Annotated in this window: 18 protein-coding genes; 12 read left to right on the top strand and 6 right to left on the bottom strand. The window is 58.9% G+C overall.

From position 1 onward, the window contains the following. Nucleotides 1-7 precede the first annotated feature (7 nt). Complete coding sequence (locus ABCN07_RS05535) at nt 8-421, top strand: restriction endonuclease subunit S (RefSeq protein ID WP_343005759.1); 414 nt, start codon at nt 8-10, stop codon at nt 419-421. Between the two features lie 204 nt (nt 422-625). On the opposite strand, the gene ABCN07_RS05530 is transcribed toward ABCN07_RS05535, so the two are convergent. Further along, nucleotides 626-1,777 carry an ATP-binding protein gene (locus ABCN07_RS05530; RefSeq protein WP_343005758.1) on the bottom strand — a complete coding sequence of 384 codons (1,152 nt, stop codon included), beginning with the start codon at nt 1,775-1,777 and terminating at the stop codon, nt 626-628. Further along, nucleotides 1,774-2,448, bottom strand: a complete 675-nt coding sequence (locus ABCN07_RS05525) for a response regulator transcription factor (RefSeq protein WP_343005757.1) — start codon at nt 2,446-2,448, stop codon at nt 1,774-1,776. The genes ABCN07_RS05530 and ABCN07_RS05525 overlap by 4 nt, the downstream gene beginning before the upstream one ends. Before the next feature lie 90 nt (nt 2,449-2,538). Between ABCN07_RS05525 and ABCN07_RS05520 the strand changes: the two genes are divergently transcribed. The 6 genes from ABCN07_RS05520 to ABCN07_RS05495 all read left to right on the top strand — a co-directional run bounded on the left by ABCN07_RS05520 (nt 2,539) and on the right by ABCN07_RS05495 (nt 7,373). Then, nucleotides 2,539-2,685, top strand: coding sequence for a CD1871A family CXXC motif-containing protein (locus tag ABCN07_RS05520; protein ID WP_342994854.1), 147 nt, complete (start codon nt 2,539-2,541; stop codon nt 2,683-2,685). Continuing rightward, the gene (locus ABCN07_RS05515; RefSeq protein ID WP_343005756.1) at nt 2,678-3,580 is read left to right on the top strand and encodes a 4Fe-4S binding protein; all 903 of its coding nucleotides are present in this window, start codon (nt 2,678-2,680) and stop codon (nt 3,578-3,580) included. Before ABCN07_RS05520 ends, ABCN07_RS05515 begins: the two co-directional genes overlap by 8 nt. 30 nt (nt 3,581-3,610) lie before the next feature. Further along, nucleotides 3,611-4,582, top strand: coding sequence for a TlpA disulfide reductase family protein (locus tag ABCN07_RS05510; RefSeq protein ID WP_343005755.1), 972 nt, complete (start codon nt 3,611-3,613; stop codon nt 4,580-4,582). A gap of 458 nt (nt 4,583-5,040) precedes the next feature. After that, nucleotides 5,041-5,556: a DUF3800 domain-containing protein gene (locus ABCN07_RS05505; protein WP_343005754.1), complete on the top strand. Its 516-nt coding sequence runs from the start codon at nt 5,041-5,043 to the stop codon at nt 5,554-5,556. 393 nt (nt 5,557-5,949) lie between these two features. Next, entirely contained in the window at nt 5,950-6,534 is a 585-nt protein-coding gene (locus ABCN07_RS05500; RefSeq protein ID WP_343005753.1) for a type IV toxin-antitoxin system AbiEi family antitoxin domain-containing protein, read from the top strand. Then, nucleotides 6,531-7,373, top strand: coding sequence for a nucleotidyl transferase AbiEii/AbiGii toxin family protein (locus tag ABCN07_RS05495; RefSeq protein ID WP_343005752.1), 843 nt, complete (start codon nt 6,531-6,533; stop codon nt 7,371-7,373). Before ABCN07_RS05500 ends, ABCN07_RS05495 begins: the two co-directional genes overlap by 4 nt. Nucleotides 7,374-7,917: 544 nt before the next feature. Here ABCN07_RS05495 and ABCN07_RS05490 read toward each other — a convergent pair. Next, nucleotides 7,918-8,271: a cupin domain-containing protein gene (locus ABCN07_RS05490; RefSeq protein ID WP_343005751.1), complete on the bottom strand. Its 354-nt coding sequence runs from the start codon at nt 8,269-8,271 to the stop codon at nt 7,918-7,920. 151 nt (nt 8,272-8,422) lie between these two features. On the opposite strand from ABCN07_RS05490, the gene ABCN07_RS05485 reads away from it, so the two are divergent. The 3 genes from ABCN07_RS05485 to ABCN07_RS05475 all read left to right on the top strand — a co-directional run bounded on the left by ABCN07_RS05485 (nt 8,423) and on the right by ABCN07_RS05475 (nt 10,941). Beyond that, entirely contained in the window at nt 8,423-8,749 is a 327-nt protein-coding gene (locus ABCN07_RS05485; RefSeq protein WP_343005750.1) for a helix-turn-helix domain-containing protein, read from the top strand. A 304-nt stretch (nt 8,750-9,053) separates the two neighbouring features. Further along, nucleotides 9,054-9,584: a flavodoxin family protein gene (locus tag ABCN07_RS05480; RefSeq protein ID WP_343005749.1), complete on the top strand. Its 531-nt coding sequence runs from the start codon at nt 9,054-9,056 to the stop codon at nt 9,582-9,584. 79 nt (nt 9,585-9,663) lie between these two features. Continuing rightward, nucleotides 9,664-10,941: an ATP-binding protein gene (locus tag ABCN07_RS05475; RefSeq protein WP_343005748.1), complete on the top strand. Its 1,278-nt coding sequence runs from the start codon at nt 9,664-9,666 to the stop codon at nt 10,939-10,941. Between the two features lie 102 nt (nt 10,942-11,043). Here the strand turns inward: ABCN07_RS05475 and ABCN07_RS05470 are convergent, their stop codons facing one another. The 3 genes from ABCN07_RS05470 to ABCN07_RS05460 all read right to left on the bottom strand — a co-directional run bounded on the left by ABCN07_RS05470 (nt 11,044) and on the right by ABCN07_RS05460 (nt 16,923). Continuing rightward, nucleotides 11,044-13,278, bottom strand: coding sequence for a DNA gyrase subunit A (locus tag ABCN07_RS05470; protein ID WP_343005747.1), 2,235 nt, complete (start codon nt 13,276-13,278; stop codon nt 11,044-11,046). Between the two features lie 81 nt (nt 13,279-13,359). Next, entirely contained in the window at nt 13,360-15,357 is a 1,998-nt protein-coding gene (locus ABCN07_RS05465; protein WP_343005746.1) for a toprim domain-containing protein, read from the bottom strand. 282 nt (nt 15,358-15,639) lie between these two features. Continuing rightward, the gene (locus tag ABCN07_RS05460; RefSeq protein ID WP_343005745.1) at nt 15,640-16,923 is read right to left on the bottom strand and encodes an MFS transporter; all 1,284 of its coding nucleotides are present in this window, start codon (nt 16,921-16,923) and stop codon (nt 15,640-15,642) included. A 565-nt stretch (nt 16,924-17,488) separates the two neighbouring features. Between ABCN07_RS05460 and ABCN07_RS05455 the strand changes: the two genes are divergently transcribed. Together ABCN07_RS05455 and ABCN07_RS05450 are read left to right on the top strand one after the other, a co-directional pair. Further along, on the top strand, nt 17,489-19,078 hold the full coding sequence (locus ABCN07_RS05455) for an SHIRT domain-containing protein (protein ID WP_343005744.1): 1,590 nt from the start codon (nt 17,489-17,491) through the stop codon (nt 19,076-19,078). Between the two features lie 191 nt (nt 19,079-19,269). Further along, nucleotides 19,270-20,226 carry a DUF4236 domain-containing protein gene (locus tag ABCN07_RS05450; protein ID WP_343005743.1) on the top strand — a complete coding sequence of 319 codons (957 nt, stop codon included), beginning with the start codon at nt 19,270-19,272 and terminating at the stop codon, nt 20,224-20,226. Nucleotides 20,227-20,299 lie beyond the last annotated feature (73 nt).

The following is a 20,299-nucleotide window of genomic DNA, read 5'->3' as shown; positions in this document are numbered from 1 at the left end:
TGGAGACGTGATTTTCGTCATAACGAGCAAGAATATCGAAGATGTCTGCACACCATTGGTGTGGGAAGGCGAACAGCCGGTTGCAATCAGCGGACACTCTTGCGCGTATGCGACCGAAAGCATTATCCCGAGACACCTGGCATATTTAGCTACTGCTCAGGACTTTCAGATATCCAAACGAAAAGTGGTGAAAGGAACAAAGGTAATCGAAGTTGCGCCTGTGGACTTATCGAGGGTCGAGATCCCCGTTCCGTCCATCGGCACCCAGCGGAAGGTCGTCGACATCCTCGACCGCTTCGACACCCTAACGAAATCGCTCACCGACGGTATCCCCGCCGAGATCGAGGCACGTCGGGCGCAGTACGGGTACTACCGCGACCGCCTACTCGACTTCCCGCGCAAAGCGATCGGAACTGAATAGTCCGATGGAACCAGGGCTGCCGCTAAGGGCCTCCCAACGTTTGTTACGGTTGCGAACTCTTCGATAGCCATATGGGCGGCGCGACGGAAAATTGCCGGTCTGAACCGCGAGGCCCCAGAATGGCGCAATTCAAATTCGCAATAGCAAAGGTTGCGAGGCCGTGCAATTATGCAGGCCCGCACCATGTCTCGCGGTATCGCCATTTTAGCGATCTGATTGCGCTGTGGTCCGTTTTGGAAGGGTCACGAGCATCACGGTTCCGTTCTCGGAGCTTGTTTCGACTTCCGCGGTGCCGCCATGGAGCGTCGCAATCTCCCAAACAAGCGCTAGCCCGAGCCCTGCGCCGCCGTATGCCCTGCTGCGGGATTTATCCAGGCGAAAGAACGGCTGGAAGATGCTCTCACGGTACTGCTTGGGTATTCCCGGGCCCTGGTCCTCAACTCGCAGGAACACGCGGCTGTCGTTGTCGCGGATAGAGACGTTGACGGTCGAGCCAGGGCGGCTGTAACGGATAGCATTTTCGACCAGGTTAAACACCAGCCGATAGAGAAGCGTGTCGCTTCCGATTATCAGAGCGCATCCACTGCAATTGAGAGCGATGTCTTTATGCTCGGCAAGCGGAGCGAGGTCGGTGAGGACTTCTTCGGACAGGGGGCCAAGCTCAATATCGTCCTCGCAGGGAACGCTGCGGAGCTCACTCATCTCAAGCAGCGCCTTGGTCATTCGCGACATCCGCTCGGTTTGTTCTTGTAACAGGCCGAGCAGCTCGGCTATTTGGGGCTGCGACGTGGGGTGTTCGGAGACAAACAGTTCAATCTGCGCTTGCATAAGGGCGAGCGGGGTACGCAGCTCGTGTGCGGCGTTGCCGGTAAACTGACGCTGTGCAGAGAACCCTTCGCCAAGACGAGCAATCATGTCATTGAAAGAGGCGCTGCATCTTTGTAGCTCGGCGGGCACATCTTCGTTGAGTCTGGTTTCGCTTAGGTTGTCAGGCTGCACGCGCTCTACCTGGGCGGCAAAATCCCGTAGCGGCTTGAGCGCGCGGCCGCTCACAAAGTATGCCAGCACGCCGCCAAGTAGCGTGACTCCAGCCGTGATGCACCAGGCTGTCGCGCCAAAAGACTCCTGTGCGTCGTTTACGACGATCGTGACCTCGTCATCGAGGGCTGCTTTTGTTGGGTCAAACGCCTGGGGCGAATCCACGCCGGCAGCGTTAAAGGACGAGATGCCGCTGCCGATGGCATCCATGTAGCGCATGCCCGTATAGCTGATCAAGCAGTTCATCAGCACGCACGCAGCACACGTGAGCAGCGCCGTCATGATCGTTATGCGCCATTGCAGCGAAAGCCTTTTCATTCGCCATTCTCCATAACGTAGCCCTCTCCAATCCGATTGCGAATCGGGTCGTATCCCAAAGCGATGCGTAGCTTTTTGCGGAGTGACGAGATATGAACGCGGGTTGCGTTGCTAAAGCTGTTCACGCTGCTATCCCAAACGTGCTCGATAAGCTCCTCTTGACTTACCGGACGCCCCTGATTAAGCATCAGGTATTCCAAGATTCCCGTTTCCTTGCGCGTAAGAGATAAAGCCTCGCTGTCCACGGAGGCGATGCGCGCCTTGGTGTCAAAGCGGAGCTTTCCGCAGGTTAAAACTATGTCGCTTTGTGTAAAGCGCCTGAGGGTAAGGCTGCGAATCCTTGCCGCAAGCTCGTCCAGATGAAACGGCTTGGTGAGGTAATCGTTGGCGCCGGCATCGAGTCCGGCGACTTTATCGGATACTTCGCCACGTGCGGACAGAATCAGAACCTTGGTCTCGCAGTCGGTTTTCCTAAGTTCCCTGAGTACGGTCATGCCGTCGATACGGGGGAGGTTGAGGTCGAGTACCACGAGGTCGAAGGCCTCAACGTTCAGTAGGTCGAGCGCCTCCTGTCCGTCGTGACAGCAGTCGACGCTGTACGCCAAGTTTCGCAGGCTGCGCGCGATTGCATCGCACAGTGCTCGCTCGTCTTCGACGATCAAAATACGCATAACAGTCTCCTTGCACATTCCAAATCGCGCTTAACACGGATTTTATGGTCGATATGGTCCAATGGTCGCGTAGCGAAAGGAGTGGTCGAGTTGTTCAAAGCGGTAAAACCCGTGGTACAGGTCGCTTTGTTGATCGTCGGAATTGCCATGGTGTGCTTTGGCGCTATGCGTGGCGAGGCGGATGCCGTGCTGGCCAAAGCTATTAGGCTGTGCTTGGAGTGTATCGGAATTGGATAAAAGAGAAAACGCTGCGTCGCATGTCTTGGCCCGATTTCGAGGATTCATTCAGGCGGCGGCGACGCTGGTCACCAATATTCACCTGCCCAACTTTGCCAAGGGTAGCATCTATCAGGGTGCGGGAAAAACAGTTTGTGTACCTGGGCTTAACTGCTATTCGTGCCCCGCGGCATCGGGTGCGTGCCCCATCGGGTCGTTCCAGTCGGTGGTAGGTTCATCCAAGTTCAACTTTTCTTACTACGTTACCGGTACGCTCATTTTGCTCGGCGTGCTGCTGGGACGCTTTGTATGCGGCTTTCTGTGCCCGTTTGGCTGGCTTCAGGAGCTGCTTCACAAGATTCCCGGCAAAAAGCTTTCGACAAAAAGGCTCAAGGCGCTTACGTATATCAAATACTTCGTGCTGCTGTTTGCCGTGGTAGTGCTGCCCGTGCTGGTGGTTAATGATGTGGGGATGGGCGACCCGTTCTTTTGCAAATACGTCTGTCCGCAGGGCGTGCTCGAGGGCGCCATTCCTCTGGCCATTGCCAATGCCGGCATTCGATCTGCGTTGGGCCAACTCTTTACTTGGAAACTTGCTGTTCTCATTGCCGTGGTGCTGCTGAGCGTTTTGTTCTACCGCCCCTTCTGCAAATGGATTTGCCCGCTCGGCGCATTCTATGCGCTCATGAATAAGGTGTCCCTACTGGGAATTCGGGTCGATGCATGCAAATGCGTCTCGTGTGGCAAGTGTTCAAAGGTTTGTCAGATGGACGTCGATGTGGTCCGCGCGCCCAATCATGCCGAATGCATCCGGTGCGGAAAGTGCATCGGGGCCTGCCCCGTTGATGCCATCAGCTATCGCTATGGCCTGGATGTACCGGCAGAAAAGCTCCCCCTGACCGCTGATAAAAAGTAAAACATGCTTCGACAAAACGGAGGAATGACTATGAAGCTCTCTAAGATTGCGGCCCTGTTTATGGTGCCGGTGCTGGCCTTGTGTCTTGTGGCGTGTTCGGCACCTGGTGGCAATGCGAGCGAATCTGCGGGCTCCGATCCTAAGATCGCAGAGCTCATTGCGCAGGAGCCGACCAATGCCGATGAGGCCGCCGAGCTGTATGCAAAGCTCATGCAGAAGGAGAACGATATCCTTTCGAGCGATAGCGCACTGTGGGAAAAGGTGTTTCTTGCCGCCAATAAAGATATGCCGATGATCGAGGACGGCGGCAATTACGGCGATTTCCTGCTCAAGACCATCGACGGTGCCAAGGATGAGTTTACGGCGGATGAGCTTAAGACGCTCAAGGCCGGTGCGCATCAGATTAAGGAGATCGAGGACAAGCTCGAGAGCCTGGAGAAGGAGTTCCCCGGCTGTGGAAGCACGCCGAGCGCAGGCGAGAGCGTCGACGCTTCGGCCGCGGGCATGACGGCTGGCGCCAATGCTTCGAGCGAGGCGACGAAGTTCCCCAGCTTTACGGGCAAGGACCTGGATGGCAACGACGTGAGCAGCGACGAGCTGTTCTCTAAGAACAAGGTCACCGTCATGAACTTCTGGTTTACCACTTGCAAGCCGTGCGTGGGCGAGCTGGGCGATCTTGAGAACCTGAATCAGGAGCTTGCCGAGAAGGGCGGTCAGGTCGTGGGCGTCAATTCCTTTACGCTCGATGGCAACGAGGACGCGATTGCGGATGCTAAGGACGTGCTGAGCAAGAAGGGCGTGACATATAAGAACATCTGGTTCAAGTCGGATAGCGAGGCCGGTAAGTTTACGTCAAATTTGTTCTCGTTCCCGACAACGTATGTCATCGATCAGAATGGCAACATCGTAGGGGATCCAATCGTGGGAGCCATCAGCTCCGCCGAGCAGCGCGCAGCGCTCGACAAGCTTATCGACCAGGCGATTGCGAATAGCGAGCAGTAAAAAACGCGCAAAGCATAGCGAGGATCGTGTGTCGCTGTGCGAAGTAGCCCGTTGCTCCGTAAGATGGGCCCTGCCGAAAAGAGGTCCCGTTCGGGTTATATTCCTCGCTCCGCCAGACCTGGCTGTATCGCCTCCAGGCTTTCACCGGTGCCGCGCCCTTCTAGGTCAAGTGGGGGACAATGCCCGATATCGTGTGGCGACGGCATGCGTTCCGTGGCGGCGCCGAAAGCCGGGTGCAACTGGAATGATGGGACGGCAGAACTGGGACTATCGGGTGGGAATAAAGAATCTCGCCGTCCCGAGGAAAACGGGTGTGATCAGAGTCGGTTCGTACAATTGTTCGAGCAGTTTCTGAAATACCATCACAGGCGTGATATATAGATTTTGGTGGCTGATTCAGCTACCTCCAAGTGCCGGGGGCTTATCCCCCGGCTTTTGTTCTATCTAGGGGTGTTTTATTGGCGCGAGACCTGAGCATATTCGTCGACGAGAGCGGAGACCGTGGCGGAAAAGCGCGCTACTATTTGCTCGCGCTCGTAATCCATGACCAGGCCGATTCCATATCCGACAAAGTTGCGCGCTACGAGGAGTCCCTCCTCAGGTCCGATTTGCCGAACATACCGTTTCATTCAGAGCCACTGCTGAACGGTCATGGACCGTACCGAGGGATGTCCCTTGAACAGCGGAAGAAGATGCTCTACTCGTTCAATGTCCTCGTGCAGAGGCTCCTCGTCAAATACGCGACGTTCGCATACCGAAGAAGCGAGTTCGACGACCTCGCGAAGCTCACTGCCCGCATGAAGCGGGACATCTCCGGGCTCCTGTTCGACCACCTCGACTTCTTTCAGGCGTTCGACGACGTGAAGGTCTATTACGACAACGGCCAGGACATCGTCAAGAAGGCTCTCGACCAGTCCTTCGGGTTCGTCCTCTCCAAGGTGATCTTCACGAGTCCTCCTTTCGGGCTGATTTGAGATTAGCTGGCGCGAGAAGCTGGGCTTTCGACGTTCAACCAAGCTGCGCTATCGAGGAACCAAGATGCAGGCAGGACGAGCTGGATGGCGTGAGAAGATGGGAGAAATAGGGCAGAACCGCTTTCGCGATCCCGTCCCGCAAACCCAAGGGTTTCTAACTGAATAAATATTAGGCAGAGAAACAGCCTCTTATCAACCTCCCCGTACAACAACCGTCGGCAGCGAAGGCACATAGGCGAAGCAAGCAACTGCGTTTTTGCCAGATGAGCTTCTTGCACGTCTCCTTCAGGATGCCCTTCTTGAAGCCAAGCACGATACCTGCGTCGCAGTTGTACATTCATGCTGAATATTAGATAATATTCAGCATGAATGTACTGAATGGAAGGAGGCCCAATGACGGCTCTGACGGACATGGCCGCAAGCCGCAACGGCTACATCACCTCAGCGCAGGCGACAGACGCCGGCATCCCCAGGCGCGAGCTCGCGGAGGCCGTACGCTCCGGCGAGCTCGTCCAAGTTGACCGAGGCCTCTATGCGCTTCCCGGCATATGGGAGGATCCCCTCTACGTCGTGCAGCACCGCTTCTCGCGCGGAGTTTTCTCGGATGACACGGCGCTCTTCCTTCACGACATGACGGACCGTCCCCCCTTTGTTCCGACGATGACCTTTCCCAGGAGCTACAACGCAACCGCGGCGCGGGCAACTGGGCTTACGTGCCGCACCTGCGCCGACAGTGTTCTCAATTTGGGCCTTTGCGAAATCAGGACTCAGTACGGCAATATGGTCAGGGCATACGACGTCGAAAGGACGCTGTGCGACCTCGTCCGCGGCCAGGGGGCACCGGATACCCAGCTGATCACTCCGGCGATGAGAGCCTATGTACGAAGCGAAAGCTGCGATCCCATGAAACTTATCGCCTATGCTCGACGCCTCGGAGTGGAATCGAAGATTCGCAATTATCTGGAGGTGCTGCTATGAGGACGAAGAACGCCATGCAGCTCAAGGCGCGCATCAACGCCAGAGCGAGGGAGGCGGGCATTCCTGCGCAATCCCTCATGCAGAGCTATCTCTTTGAGAGGCTCCTCGAACGCCTCTCGAAATCAAAATGGCGCGATAACGTCATCATCAAGGGCGGCATGCTCATCTCCTCCCTCGTAGGGGTGGCATCCAGAACAACGATGGACCTCGACACGACCATAACGGGATTAACGCTGACGCATGAATCAGCCGAGAAGATCTTTAGCGAGGTGGCGGCGGTCGATGCTAACGACGACTGGAGCTTTGAGTTCGAGCGCGCCGAGGATATCAGGGAGACCGACGACTATCCGGGGATACGCGTGTACTTGAAGGCGATGTATCCGCCCATGGTGGTGCCCCTCAAGATTGACGTCACCACGGGCGACAGCATTACGCCCGGCCCCGTCGCCTATGACTACCCACTCCTGTTCGACGAGGGAAGCGTTGGCCTGATGTCCTATCCTCTCGAGACGGTGCTCGCTGAGAAGCTCGAGACCGTCGTCTCGCGTGGTGTGGCAAACACGAGGCCGCGCGACTTCTATGACATACACCTGCTCTGGAAAACCAGGGGCGGCGAGTGCGAGATCCCCACTTTGCGGGAAGCGCTTGAACATACATGCGTCAAGCGCGGCAGCGTGCGGATGGTAGCGCGGTGGCGACTGGTCCTCGACGAAGTCGCAACTGACAAGGCAATGCTCGCGCAGTGGGGCAGATACGCAAAGAAGAACCCCTATGCAGCCGGCATCGAGCTGATGCAGTGTTGCGAGACGGCAAAAGAGATCCTGGCCGCACTCGAATAATCCCACACGCATCCTGGCTACCCGACTCGTCGACGAAGATGCTGAGTTCCCGCGCTGTTCTCCTGGATAAGAAAAGTGCCGGGGAAAACGTCCCCGGCACTTGGAAGCCTTCCTAATGGAAAACCGATTACCTTGTATCATGCACTGTCTGATAATTCAAGGGAACTTGAAGCGTTTCCGGCCGCTGGCGAAATCCTGGAACCTTTCGAAGCCCGAGGTTCGCCAACTCATAGGCAAGCCACCCAAGACCACTCACCTGCCCACCGACGATGAAGCTCCGCAACCTGCGGTTTTGCGAACGGCGCGAAAGCCACCCGAGCTAATTCACCTACAATTGCAGCTGGTGGCCTGCACGCTAAAGGGCACCTGAGTTTCGAAACGGGCGTTTTCGGCGCTATTGAGTCCGCAGGGACCATCCGCAGTGCCCTTTGGGACAAAAACGAAAACTCAATGTCCTGAGTTCAAGACGAGTTATTCCGAAGGGGGCATGCGGGCGGTGTCGGGCCTGCGTGGCTCCCATGGCCCCTCGCGCGCTGATCGCGAATTAGAGCATGATGGCGTCGTCGGCCGTGAAGGCGTCGAGGGACCCCTGCTTGACCTGGATGCAGACGTACGTGATGCCCGAGTCGGACGCGGCACGGAACTGGCGGTGCGCGGCGGGGGAGACGCGCAGCCAGTCGCCGGCGGCAAGCTCGATGTCCTCGCCGTCGATCGTGGCCGAGCCGGCGCCCTCGAGCACGCCATAGATCTCCTCGTTATTCTTGTGCGCGTGCACGAACGGAACGCCAGCGCCGGCGGGAAGCTTGTTGACGCTCACCTCTGCTCCGGTAAGCCCGAGCACTTCGTGCAGCTCGACGCGGCCCTCATTGCCGATGTTGGTCTTTGCGTAATTGGCCATAATGGCTCCTCTCCTGAGGCTGATTTACCTTGCAGGCATCTCCTGCGTGGGATACATTCAACGCAAAGGCACATGCAAATACGAGTACGCACAAATTTGTAACTGCGTATCTTTTTTTGAAACCGGCACGATTGAGGAAAGTGGGTCTCCCGTGAAGGCGAAAGAGGAACTCCCGGAGTGTCCGGTCGCGACGGCGGTGGCGCTCATCGGTGGCAAGTGGAAGCTGCTCATTATCCGTAACCTGCGCGTACGCCCCTGGCGTTTCAACGAGTTGCGCCGTGACCTTGAGGGAATCTCTCAGAAGGTGCTCACCGACAGCCTGCGTCAGATGGAGGATGACGGGCTGGTCTCTCGCCATGACTATGGCGAGAATCCTCCCCGCGTCGAGTATGGCCTCACCGAACTCGGCCGCCAGATGATACCCGTCATGGACTCGCTCGCAGACTTCGGCGCCTATTACAAGACGATTGTTTCGTAGCGGGCGCGCTGCTTGGAGACGCGTCCCATGGTGGGCGCAAGCGCCCGGGCGGCCTGCGCTCGCCACGGGCGATGCGCGGAGGCGGCGGAAGGTCTAGTGAAACGAAGCGCCGCAGTGCACCCGCGCCCCCGCTTTTGCGGTTTCGTAATCGCCGGTCGGCGAGGATTGTGCAGGCGTGATCTTACGTAAGGCTATTTGGTTTGAGCAAAGAAGTGATAAGCGGGCGATTGAATAGCTCCATCCGCTTTGGTAATAACAAAAAGCAGCGTGTCGCGCTCCTGCGACACCGGGAGAGGAGAGCCCTATGAACATCGTTGTATTGAGTGGTAGCCCGCGCAAGGGCGCCAACACTGACACCATGGTCGACACGTTTGCTGAGGCTGCGCGCGAGGGTGGCCACGCGGTCGAAGTCGTGCGCGTTGCCGGCAAGAAGATCGCCGGTTGCCTGGGGTGCCAGTACTGCTTCGAGCACGAGGCCGCTTGCGTGCAGAAGGACGATATGGCCGGCGTGATTGAGTCGCTCAAGAACGCCGACATGGTCGTGTTCGCTTCGCCCATCTACTGGTTCGATATCACCGCGCAGGAGAAGGCCGTCATCGACCGTCTGTACGCCTTCGGCGCTACGGGTTTCCCGTTTACCAAGACTGCCCTTTTGCTCGACAGCCACAGCGAGGGCGTCTATGACGCGGCAATCGCTATGTACAAGGCTACCTGCGCGTATTGCAAGTGGGAGGATCAGGGCATCGTCACCATCGGCGGCATGACCGAGCGTGACAGTATGACATCGTCACCCAAGCTCGAAGAGGTGCGTGAGCTCGCTCGCAAGCTCGCTTAACTTTGCGTTGCTGAATATCTGTCGAGTATATAAGACGGATTATCATATAATCTGTCGAGCATATAAGACGGATTGGGGAATGATGAATAGGGAGATTCTGAAAAGCGTCATCTTCGACCAGCATGAGATTATTCGCAACGCAGATATCGTCCATCGTCGATATTTCCTTGATGCCCAGGCCAACTACGTCGTAACCGGTTTGCGCCGTGCTGGAAAGTCGACGCTCCTCTATGGTCTTGTTCAAGACCTGGTCGCGCGGGGTGTTGATTGGCGCCGGATCATCTACATCAATTTCGAGGACGAGCGACTCGCCGAGTTCACTTTGTCGGACTTCAACGACATTCTCGTGGTCCAAAGTGAGCTGAGTGACGAGGAGGGCTTTTTCTTTCTTGACGAGGTTCAAAACATCGATGGTTGGGAAAAATTCGCACGTCGTTTGGCTGATTCTGGCCGTCGAGCATACATAACGGGAAGCAACGCAAAGATGCTGAGCGCGCAAATCGAGACGACGCTTGGTGGCCGCTACCTGACGAGGTATGTGACACCTTATCGATTCGACGAATATCTCGATGCCACCGGAAAACAATACGACGAGGCGGCCGTGTACTCGACGTCTGGTAAGGGTGCGATTTCGGCAGCCTTTGAGTCGTTTTATGTTGACGGGGGCTTTCCCGAGTCGCTTCGCTATGGCATGCCGCGAGAGTATGTGGAGAGCGTTTATCAAAAGGTGCTTCTGGGAGACATCGTTGCTCGAAACAACGTGCGTAACCCGCAGACGATGAGGGTGTTGATGAAGAAAGTCGCGGAGACGGTTCATAATGAGGCGTCGAGCACGATGTTCTACGGCATGTTGAAGGGCATCGGATACAAGGTCAGCAAGGACTCGGTGATCAATTACCTTGCTATGGCCCAGGAAGCCTATCTCATCTTTCCCGTTCGCAATGCTGTTGCCAAGTTTATCGAGCGTGAGGGAAACCCCAAGTACTATTTCACAGACAACGGGCTGCTCAACCTGTTTCTCTCAAAAAAGGAGCCGGTTCTTCTGGAAAATGAGGTCGCGGTCGCGATGCTCGATAGGTATGGTGACGAGCTCTGCTATCTCAAATCGCCAAAGAACGGCATCGACGTTGACTTTTATGTGCCCGATGAGGGACTTGCCGTTCAAGTTGCCTATTCGCTTTCGGAAAGTGCTAATCCACGCGAAGTGGGTAATTTGATAAAGCTTGCGCGGATTGACCAAAATGTCCGTCGTTTGCTTATCGTCACAAAAGAAGAGGACGGATCCATCGAAAAGGATGGTCTGAAAATAGAAGTGATTCCGGCTTGGAGGTTTTTGCTTGAGCTTGCAAGCAGATAATTCGAACCGTATGCAAGGGCCCCGGAGTGCGATTAGTCGTGCTCCGGGGCCATCGTTTAAGGATTTGTGGCGGTTCGACTTCCGCGGTTTCAGCCGGTCGCGCTAGTCGAACAGGCTCGGCATGTCGCTTTCCTTCATGAGGGCACCGGCGCAGGGGAGGGCCTGGGCGCAGAACTTTTCTGCCCAGACATCGCTTCCCAGGAAGTCCTCGATCGTACCGACGGCGGTGACGATGCGGCCCTTCTTGGCCGTGAAGGCCTGGACGCCCTGGGTGTTGGTGGTCGTCTTGGTCTTGAGCAGCGACGTGTTGAAGTTCATCAGACGGCCGTCGTTCGAGACGAGCGCGATGTCGCGGTCCTCCTTGAGCACCTGGGCGAACAGCAGCTTGGACCCGCCATAGATGGCGTTCTTGAGGCGTTTACGGTTGGTCTTGGTCACGTACCCCGCCAGCGCCACGCGGACGACACGGCCGTTCTCGAAGGCGAAGAGCACGTCTGCTTTGTAATCCTCGGGATCGATCACCCAGATGACGTTCTCGTCCGGCTCCATCTCGAGGTCGGTCGGCAGGTAGGAGCCGAGCTGGGCGGACTTGGTGTCCTCGAACGCCGCGACCTTGCACTTGTACACCTGGCTCTTGTCGGTGAACACGAGCAGCTCATGCGTGTTGGAGGACGGGAACTCGATGAAGGGCTCGTCTCCGTCCTTGTACTTGAGCGCCGCACCTGTCTTGAGCACGCGGTCCGTCATCTTCTTGAGGTAGCCGTCGCGCGAGAGCATGATCGTGACCGGGTACTCTTCGACTTCGGGCTCCAGGCTCACCTCGATGACATCGGCCGGGTCAACGCGGCCGGTCTTGCGCGGCATCACGTACTTCTTGTTGACTGCGGCCAGCTCGTCGCTGATAACCTGCTTGATCTTGTCCTCGCTCGACAGGATGTCCTCGAGCTCGGCGATTTCGCCCTCGAGCTTCTCGATGTCCTTGGTGCGGTTGAGGATGTACTCCTCGTTGATGTTGCGGAGCTTGATCTCGGCGACGAACTCGGCCTGCGTCTCGTCGATGCCGAAGCCCTTCATGAGGTTGGGCACGACCTCCGCCTCGAGCTTCGTGCCGCGGATGATGGCGATGGCCTTGTCGATGTCGAGCAGGATCGCCTCGAGGCCGTGCAGCAGGTGCAGGCGCTCTGACTTCTTGTTCAGGTCGAAGCTCACGCGTCGACGCGTGGACTGGACGCGCCACTCGACCCACTCGTGCAGGATCTGGCGCACGCCCATGACGCGGGGGTAGCCGTCAACCAGCACGTTGAAGTTGCACGAGAACGAATCCTGGAGCGTGGTCATGCGGAAGAGCTTCGCCATGAGCTCGTCGGGGTTGACTCCTCGCTTGAGGTCGATGGCGATGCGCAGGCCGGAGAGGTCGGTCTCGTCGCGGATATCGGCAATCTCGCGCACCTTGCCCTCCTTGGAGAGCTTGACGATGCGCTCGATGATGATGTCGGTCTTGGTGGTGTACGGAATCTCGTAGACCTCGATGATTCGCTCCTCGGGGATCCAGCGCCAACGCGAGCGGATCTGGAAGCTGCCGAGGCCCGTTTCGATGATGCGCTCCATCTCCTCGCGACGGTAGATGATCTCGCCGCCGGTGGAGAAGTCGGGCATGGGCATGTACTCGAGCAGGTCGCACTCGGGATTCTCGAGGTAGTGCATGGTGGCGGTACAGACCTCGTTGAGGTTGAAGCCGCAGATGTCGGACGCCATGGCGACGCCGATGCCCTTGTTCGCGGACACGAGGATGTTGGGGAACGTGGTGGGCAGCAGGCGCGGCTCCTTCATGGCACCGTCGTAGCTGTCGACGAAGTCCACGGGATCCTTGTCGATGTCCTTGAAGATCTCGGCGCAGATGGGGGAGAGCTTCGCCTCGGTGTAACGGGAGGCCGCATAGCTGAGGTCTCCCGAGTAGTACTTGCCGAAGTTGCCCTTGGACTCGACGAAGGGCGCAAGCAGCGCTTCGTTGCCCGTGGCGAGGCGCACCATCGTCTCATAGATGGCTGCGTCACCGTGGGGGTTGAGCTTCATGGTCTGGCCCACGATGTTGGCGCTCTTCTGGCGCTCGCCCTTGAGCAGCCCCATCTTGTACATGGTGTAGAGCAGCTTGCGGTGCGAGGGCTTGAAGCCGTCGATCTCCGGGAACGCTCGCGAGACGTTGGTGCTCATGGCGTAGGGCATGTAGTTGGTCTCGAGCGTCTCCGTGATGGGCTGCTCCGTGACCTCGGAGTGCAGGCCGATGACGTTCTCGTCGTTGACTTGCTTCTTTTTAGGCTGCGTCTTCTTCTTTGCCACGATTCCCTCTTGAAACGTCTGCTTTGGCTGGTCTGTTGAGTTGGCGCGGTTGGGCTGCGTTGCCCTGACTGCGCCTTCGCGTTACTGCAGGTCCAGCTGGTCTAGATACTCTTTGCCGTGCTCGGCGATGTGACGCTTGCGCCCCTCGTCGTCATTGCCCAGCAACAGGTTGAACATGGTCTCCATCCTCGCGATGTCCTCGGGCTCGACCTTGATCAGGCGGCGCGTCTCGGGGTTCATGGTGGTGAGCCACATCATGTCCGGATCGTTCTCACCAAGACCCTTCGAGCGGTTGATGGAGCACTTCTTGTCGCCGATCTCCTTCAGGACGTCGTTCTTTTCGAGCTCGGTGTAGGCGAAGTAGGTCTTCTCGCCGCAGTTGATCTCATAGAGCGGCGACTCTGCGATGTAGACATAGCCCTCGTCGATGAGCGTGGGCACCAGGCGGTAGAGCATCGTCAGGATGAGCGTGCGGATGTGGTATCCGTCGACGTCAGCATCCGTGCAGATGATGACCTTGCTCCAGTTGAGGTTGTTCAGGTCGAAGGTGGCGAGGTTCTTGATGCGCCTGTCGCTGATCTCCACGCCGCAACCGAGGACGCGCATGAGGTCCATGATGATGTCGGACTTGAAGATGCGCGGGTAGTCCTCCTTGAGGCAGTTGAGGATCTTGCCTCGAACCGGCATGACGCCCTGGAACTCCGCGTCGCGAGACGTGCGGATGGCGCCTGCCGCGGAGTCGCCCTCCACGATGTAGATCTCGCGGCGGGTCTTGTCCTTCGAGCGGCAGTCGATGAACTTCTGCACGCGGTTGGCCATGTCGGTCTTCTGCTGCAGGTTGGTCTTGATGCTCTGGCGGGTCTTCTCGGCGTTCTCGCGGGAGCGCTTGTTGATGAGCACCTGGTCCACGATCTTGCTGGCGGCGTCCTTGTTCTCGATCAGGTAGGTCGAGAGGCGCTCCTTGAAGAAGGCCGTCATCGCCTGCTGGATGAAGCGGTTGTTGATGGCCTTCTTGGTCTGGTTCTCATAGGAGGTCTGGGTGGAGAAGCAGTTGGTCACCAGCACGAGACAGTCCTGGACGTCCTGCCACTTGATTGAGCTCTCGTTCTTGTTGTACTTGCCCTGGCTCTTGATGTAGGCGTCGAGGGCGCTGGTCAGGGCGCTGCGGGCCGCCTTCTCGGGCGAGCCGCCGTTCTCAAGCCAGGACGAATTGTGGTAGTACTCCTGCATCTGGAAGGTGCGGGAGAAGCACATGCACGCCGTGATCTTGACGTTGTAGTCTGGCAGGTCATCGCGGTCGCGGCCACGGCGGTCCGCCTCGATGAAGAAGGGTTCGGTGAGGTAGTTGGCACCGACCTTCTCGAGCACGTAGTCCTCGATGCCCTTGGGGTAGCAGAAGTCTTCCTCGGTGAAGCTGCCGTCCTCGCCCTCGATGCGCAGGCGGAAGGTGACGTTGGCGTTGACCACGGCCTGGCGGCGCATGGTCTCGCGGTACCACTCGTCGGGGATGTCGATCGAGGTGAATACCTCGAGGTCCGGACGCCACTTGATGGTGGTGCCGGTGCGCTGCTCATCGGTGGGCTCGACCTCAAGGGCCTTCTTCTTGGAGCCGACGACCTTGCCCTTCTTGAAGTGCAGCGAGTATTTGTTGCCGTCGCGCCAGACGGTGACATCCATGTACTCCGAGGCGTATTGGGTGGCGCACGAGCCCAGGCCGTTGGTGCCGAGCGAGAAATCGTAGTCGCCGCCCTGGTTGTTGTCGTACTTGCCGCCGGCGTAGAGCTCGCAGAAGACGAGCTCCCAGTTGAAGCGCTTCTCGGTGGGGTTCCAGCCCAGCGGGCAGCCGCGGCCGTTGTCCTCCACCTGGATGGACTTGTCGGCGAAGGCGGTGAGGGTGATCAGCTTGCCAAAGCCCTGACGAGCCTCGTCGACCGCGTTGGAGAGGATCTCGAAGGCGGCGTGCGCGCAGCCGTCGAGACCGTCCGAGCCGAAGATGACGGCGGGGCGGAGACGTACACGCTCCTCGTCTTTGAGCTGACGAATGCTGTCGTTGCCATAGTTTGCGGTGTTCTTTGCCATGCTCGCTCTCTCGATGCTCCCTGCCGGCGCCTGACTTTCATCGGGCGTGCCTATTGGTTGCGACCCCAGCACCGCGGCGCGATGCGCCAGCCGCTGCGTCTTCGTGTGTTTGGGGCCGGGTAATTTGGTTTAGATAAGCAACTTAACATAGCCCGGCGTGTCGGCTGCCCCTTCTGACACGAAATCCATCGAACAATCGTTCGAACGTGAGCGCGGGACGAGGGGGCTGGCGCCGATTGCGACACCTCGGCGTTCGCGCTGCTCTGTCGCTGGCGCCTCGCCTTATTTGCTCGGCAGGAACCTCGCGCCGGCGATCGCCTGGGCGACAAGCGCCACGCCGGCGATTGTCCACAGCACAAAGTAGCCGCCGCCGGCAATGGCGATGCTGCCGAGGCTGCTGCCAATGCCGCCTCCCGCGAAAACGCCCAGGCCGATGAGTCCGGTGCAGAGACCCGTGTGCGAGGGGTCGATATCCATGGAGAACGAGACGAGCGTGGGCTGTACCAGTATGTAGCCCAGGCCGAGGCACGCCGCGGCGGGGAGCGCGGGCATCCACGAGCCCGTGATTGTCGACGCCGCTAGCAGGGCCGTTGCGATGACGCCCGAGGTCTCGCCCACGGCGATAACGCCCCGCTGGCCCCGAGCCTCGCCGATGCGGCCGGAAATGCTGCCGCCGGCGAGGCAGGCGAGGCCGTAGAACATCATAAGCAGGCCCGCCTGGGTGGAGGAGAGGCCGCACCTCTCGGCCAGGAAGGTGCCCATGAATCCGTACACCCCGAGGAAGATGATGCCGGTCGTGAAGGCGACGAAATAGATGGCGCGTCCGGGTCCAAAGAAGATTTGCGCCGCGTGGCGGAGAAACGCCGCGGGCTTGAAGGGCTCGCGTTCAGCTGAGCCGACCGCGCCCGCGCCTGCGACGCTCACGCTGGCGTCTGCCGCGTCGGCGGTGCCCACGCCTGCGGCATTCACGTCGGTGCCCGGCGCGTCGACGGTGCCCGCGCCGTCCATCTCGTCGAGGTACCTCAGACGCCTGACGCCGAGCCAGGCAGCTGCGCCGAGTATGCCAAAGCAGATAAATGCCGCGCGCCACCCCACAAGGTCGCAGATGAGCCCGCCGAGGCCTGCCGAAAGGCCCTGGCCGGTAAACGTGACGCCCATGAGCAGGCCCACGGCGCCCTGTCGGTCCTCCTCGCTCACGACGCTGCCAACGAGCGACTGGTTTACGCTGATGATTCCCGCGGCGAAGCAGCCGGTGACGATTCGTGTCACGACGAGCGCCTCGAGCGTGGGTGCTGCGGCGCAAAGCACGGTGCTCACGGCAAGGCCCGCGACGATGACGCAAAGGAGACGTACGCGTCCAACGGCGTCGCCAATGGCACCACATACGGGTTGCAGCAGCCCGTAGGGCGTGAGGTATGCGGTGAGGATGATCGTCGCGGCTGCCGGGGCGATGGCGAGCGTCTGGGCGATCGCCGGGAGTGCGGGAGAGACAAACCAGTTGTCTGCGGCGGAGACAAGCCCGCAAAACCCGAGCGTAACGACTATCTTCTTTTGCGTTGGGGTCATGGGGCCTGCCTTCGAGTCTGTTCGGCCGGATACGGCGTCTCGTTCACTATAAGTGCGTGAGGGAGTAGTGACGTTCCTTATTTGACTCGACTATAAGCGGCGAATAAATGAGGGGATAGCGACTGTGAGCAGCCAAACGATTCCCGGACGAGTAGTCCCCTCTTTTAGCGTTACAAAACCCCAGGTGATTTGCTCGCTCAAAAACCGGCCACTTGCCCAGAGGCCATTTGGCTGCTCACTGTCGCTATCCGCTAATAAACCGGTGGGAAAACGAGCGTCTGACGCCTGTTTCTGAACCGGTTTTATAGGGCTGAGTTGGATTCGGGGAGCAAAAACCGCGCGAGCTTGTATTTCGCATGCCGGGATTCCTGCCGCACTTGGTTTGCGGGGGGCTGTTGAGCGGCGTAGCTAGTCTGAATTGCTGTAGACCGGGCAGCAAGAATTTAATAAACTGACATTTTTTAGCTGCATCGAACCCTTGATGCGGCGCGAGCGTCGTTTTTTGTCCGCACGGGGAGCCCGATGCTCTGTCTACGGTTGTGGTCGCGTTTGAAAGTAGGTTTTAGTGAAGACGCTTGGCAGGGCGCTCGCCCTTATGACGATGCTCGTATCTTGCGTGTTTGCGGTGCCCACGTTGGCGTTTGCCGCGGAGTCTAACGTCTACGAAGTGGGTGATAGCGCGGAGTTCAACAGCGCCGTTGCTGCCATCAACGGGAAAACGGGCGAAGATTACGTCATCAAGCTGACTGATGACATTGAGTTATACGGTGCATCTTTCAGCTCTGCCTGCACTACCACCATTCTCGGAAACGGTCACACCATCACTTTCCCTCGCCGAGACACCTCTCTTTACGTTCAGGAGGGCTCGCAGCTGAATCTGGGGTCCACTGATGGCAGCGACGCGCTGACCATCAAAGGCGGATCCGAACAGAACAATGACGCCCCCGGCCTTCTGCACGTTGCGGGCACCTGCAACATGTTCTCTGGCGTGACGATTTCTGACCGTGAGGGCAACGCCTACTACGGCGGTGGCGTCACTGTGGAGGGCGGCGCGTTCCACATGTATGGCGGCACCATCAGAAACTGCGGCATAAACGGTGGATCCATCTGCTGGGGTGGAGGAGTCGCGGTGATGTTTGGCGGATCGTTCATCATGGACGGCGGCGAAATCACGGATTGTTACGCGGACTCTCCTGACGGATATACCAGCTTTGGCGGCGGCGTGTTCGTGGCGTATGGATCGTTCTTCACCATGAATGGCGGAACCATCTCGGACAATCGTGCTGACGTAGGCGGCGGTGTCATGTTCTCCGACAACTCCGCCGTGATGAACATCAATGGAGGAGCCATCACCGGCAACAAGGCCGCGATATGCGGCGGCGGCCTCGCTGCGACAAGGAACAGCGGAGCGGTGATCGTGAACGGCACGAAGCTCTGCAACAACGTCGCTGATGGTGCGGCGTCTGACGTTTACCTTGCCAATACGCCGGCGCAGCTGTCTTCTGCCAGAAACATGGGTGAGCGCTACCTTGGCAGTAAGCCGGATGACGTGACCAACAAGAGGATCGACGGTTGGTATGTCGACGACGAATCTTCTCGCTACGTCGATCAGTCGAAGGATGAGCGCCGGGAGTATCCCGGCTATGCCACCATCGGCTCTGGGGACGAAGTCTGTCTGATTGCGGCGGGCAGCGGGTCCCTTTCTGAGTTCCATGCCAAGTACGAGTTCCAGAGCGCCACGCCGGGAATGTCGCTGCCGGACGATGTGCTGAACCTGACGCCCAAAGATACGAAGGCCTATGCGACGAACGCCACGCTGAGCGCCATTGCGCCGACCAAGTGCGTGGTGGAGGTGCCCGGCGGCACGTGGACGTTCAAGGGCTATGACCGGGAGTCCGTGGTGGCAGATGCCACTACGGCGGACTCCGAGGGCAACGTGACCTTTGTTGGCGAGTGGGAGTTCACGGAGAAGACCGGATCGTCGACCGGCTCGGGGGACGGCTCGAACGGTGCCGCCGGCGGGTCGCAGGGTGCGCAGGGCGGGGCCTCTTCTGGGCTTCCCCAGACGGGAGACGTTGCAAGTGCGGCTCCCTATCTTGCGCTAGCCGCTTCCGTCGCGTCGCTGCTCTCCGCGCTTTGGCTGTCTAGGCGATAAAGACGAAAACCTGAAAAAGGGACAGTCCCTTTTTCAGGTTTGAGCTAGTAAAACTGACTTGCAAAGATGTGCCCCTCTGGCGAGAGCATTCGCTGGAGGGGCTTTTTGCGCGCCTACGGAGTGGCACGCCAGGGATGTCCGCATCAACCCGTAAGATGGAGGCATACGCATCGAGTGGGGGGGGAGTGAGCATGGGTCTTCGATTCCACAAGTCCGTGTCCCTGGCAAAGGGCATTCGCGTCAACCTGAGCAAGAGCGGTCCGAGCCTGAGCCTCGGCCCCAAGGGTGCCACGCTCAACATCAGCAAGAGGGGCGTGTATGCCTCCGCCGGCCTGCCGGGCACGGGCCTTTCCTATCGCACGAAGCTCGGTGGCTCCAAGCGCTCGTCCAAGTCCTCTGGCGCGAGCAAGGCCAGGAGCGTCGGTTCCGGTTCCGCGAGGTCCGTCGCCGCGGAGCGTCCGCGTCTCTCGCCCGCTCTCGAGGAGCAACAGCGCGTCTGGGCTGAGATGCAGGAGGAGTCCGAGAAGGAGAGCAGGGAGTTCATCGACATCTACAAGCTCGCGCCACAGGTCCTCACCGCCGACGAGCTCTCGCAGCACCTCTCCGCCGCCGCCTTCACCACGGGTGAGCAGGGGCAGCGCGCCCTCGAGGCCGCCCTTTCGACAGATGACGAGGTCATGGCGGACCTCGTGGAGGAGTGGCTCTCCAACCTCGAGATTCCCGCCACCGTGAGCGCCCAGATCGGGTGCGAGGACGGCCGCCTCTACCTCGACCTCGACCTTCCGGAGATCGAGGACCTACCCCAGACGACGACCAGGCAGCTCGCCTCGGGCCAGGTGAAGGTCGTCGACAAGACCCAGAAGCAGCTCAAGGAGGAGTACGCAATCTGCGTGCTTGGCCTGGCCTTCTTTATGGCCGCTAATATCTTCGACCTCAATGCGAACATCGTGGAGGTCACGGTCTCCGGCTACACGCAGCGCAGGAACAAGGACGGCGACATGACGGATGACTACCTCTACTCCGCCAGGTTCCCCAGGGAGCAGCTCCGCGCCACCACGGTGACCAACCCGATCGAGGACATCAACGCCTTCGAGAGCCGCCTCAAGCTTGGGCCGACCTTCTCGTTCGGGTCGATCAACCCGTACTAGCTGTTATGTGCCATGACGTTGTTTACACCGAGTATGCGTGACATCGGAGGCAGGCCCCCGCACGCGCTGTGCG

The organism is Collinsella sp. 1033st1_E11_1033SCRN_220408 (genome assembly GCF_039062465.1).
Lineage (GTDB): Bacteria > Actinomycetota > Coriobacteriia > Coriobacteriales > Atopobiaceae > Parolsenella.
Note: the sequence above shows the minus strand (reverse complement) of the source record. Positions and strands in the feature narration are given on the sequence as shown.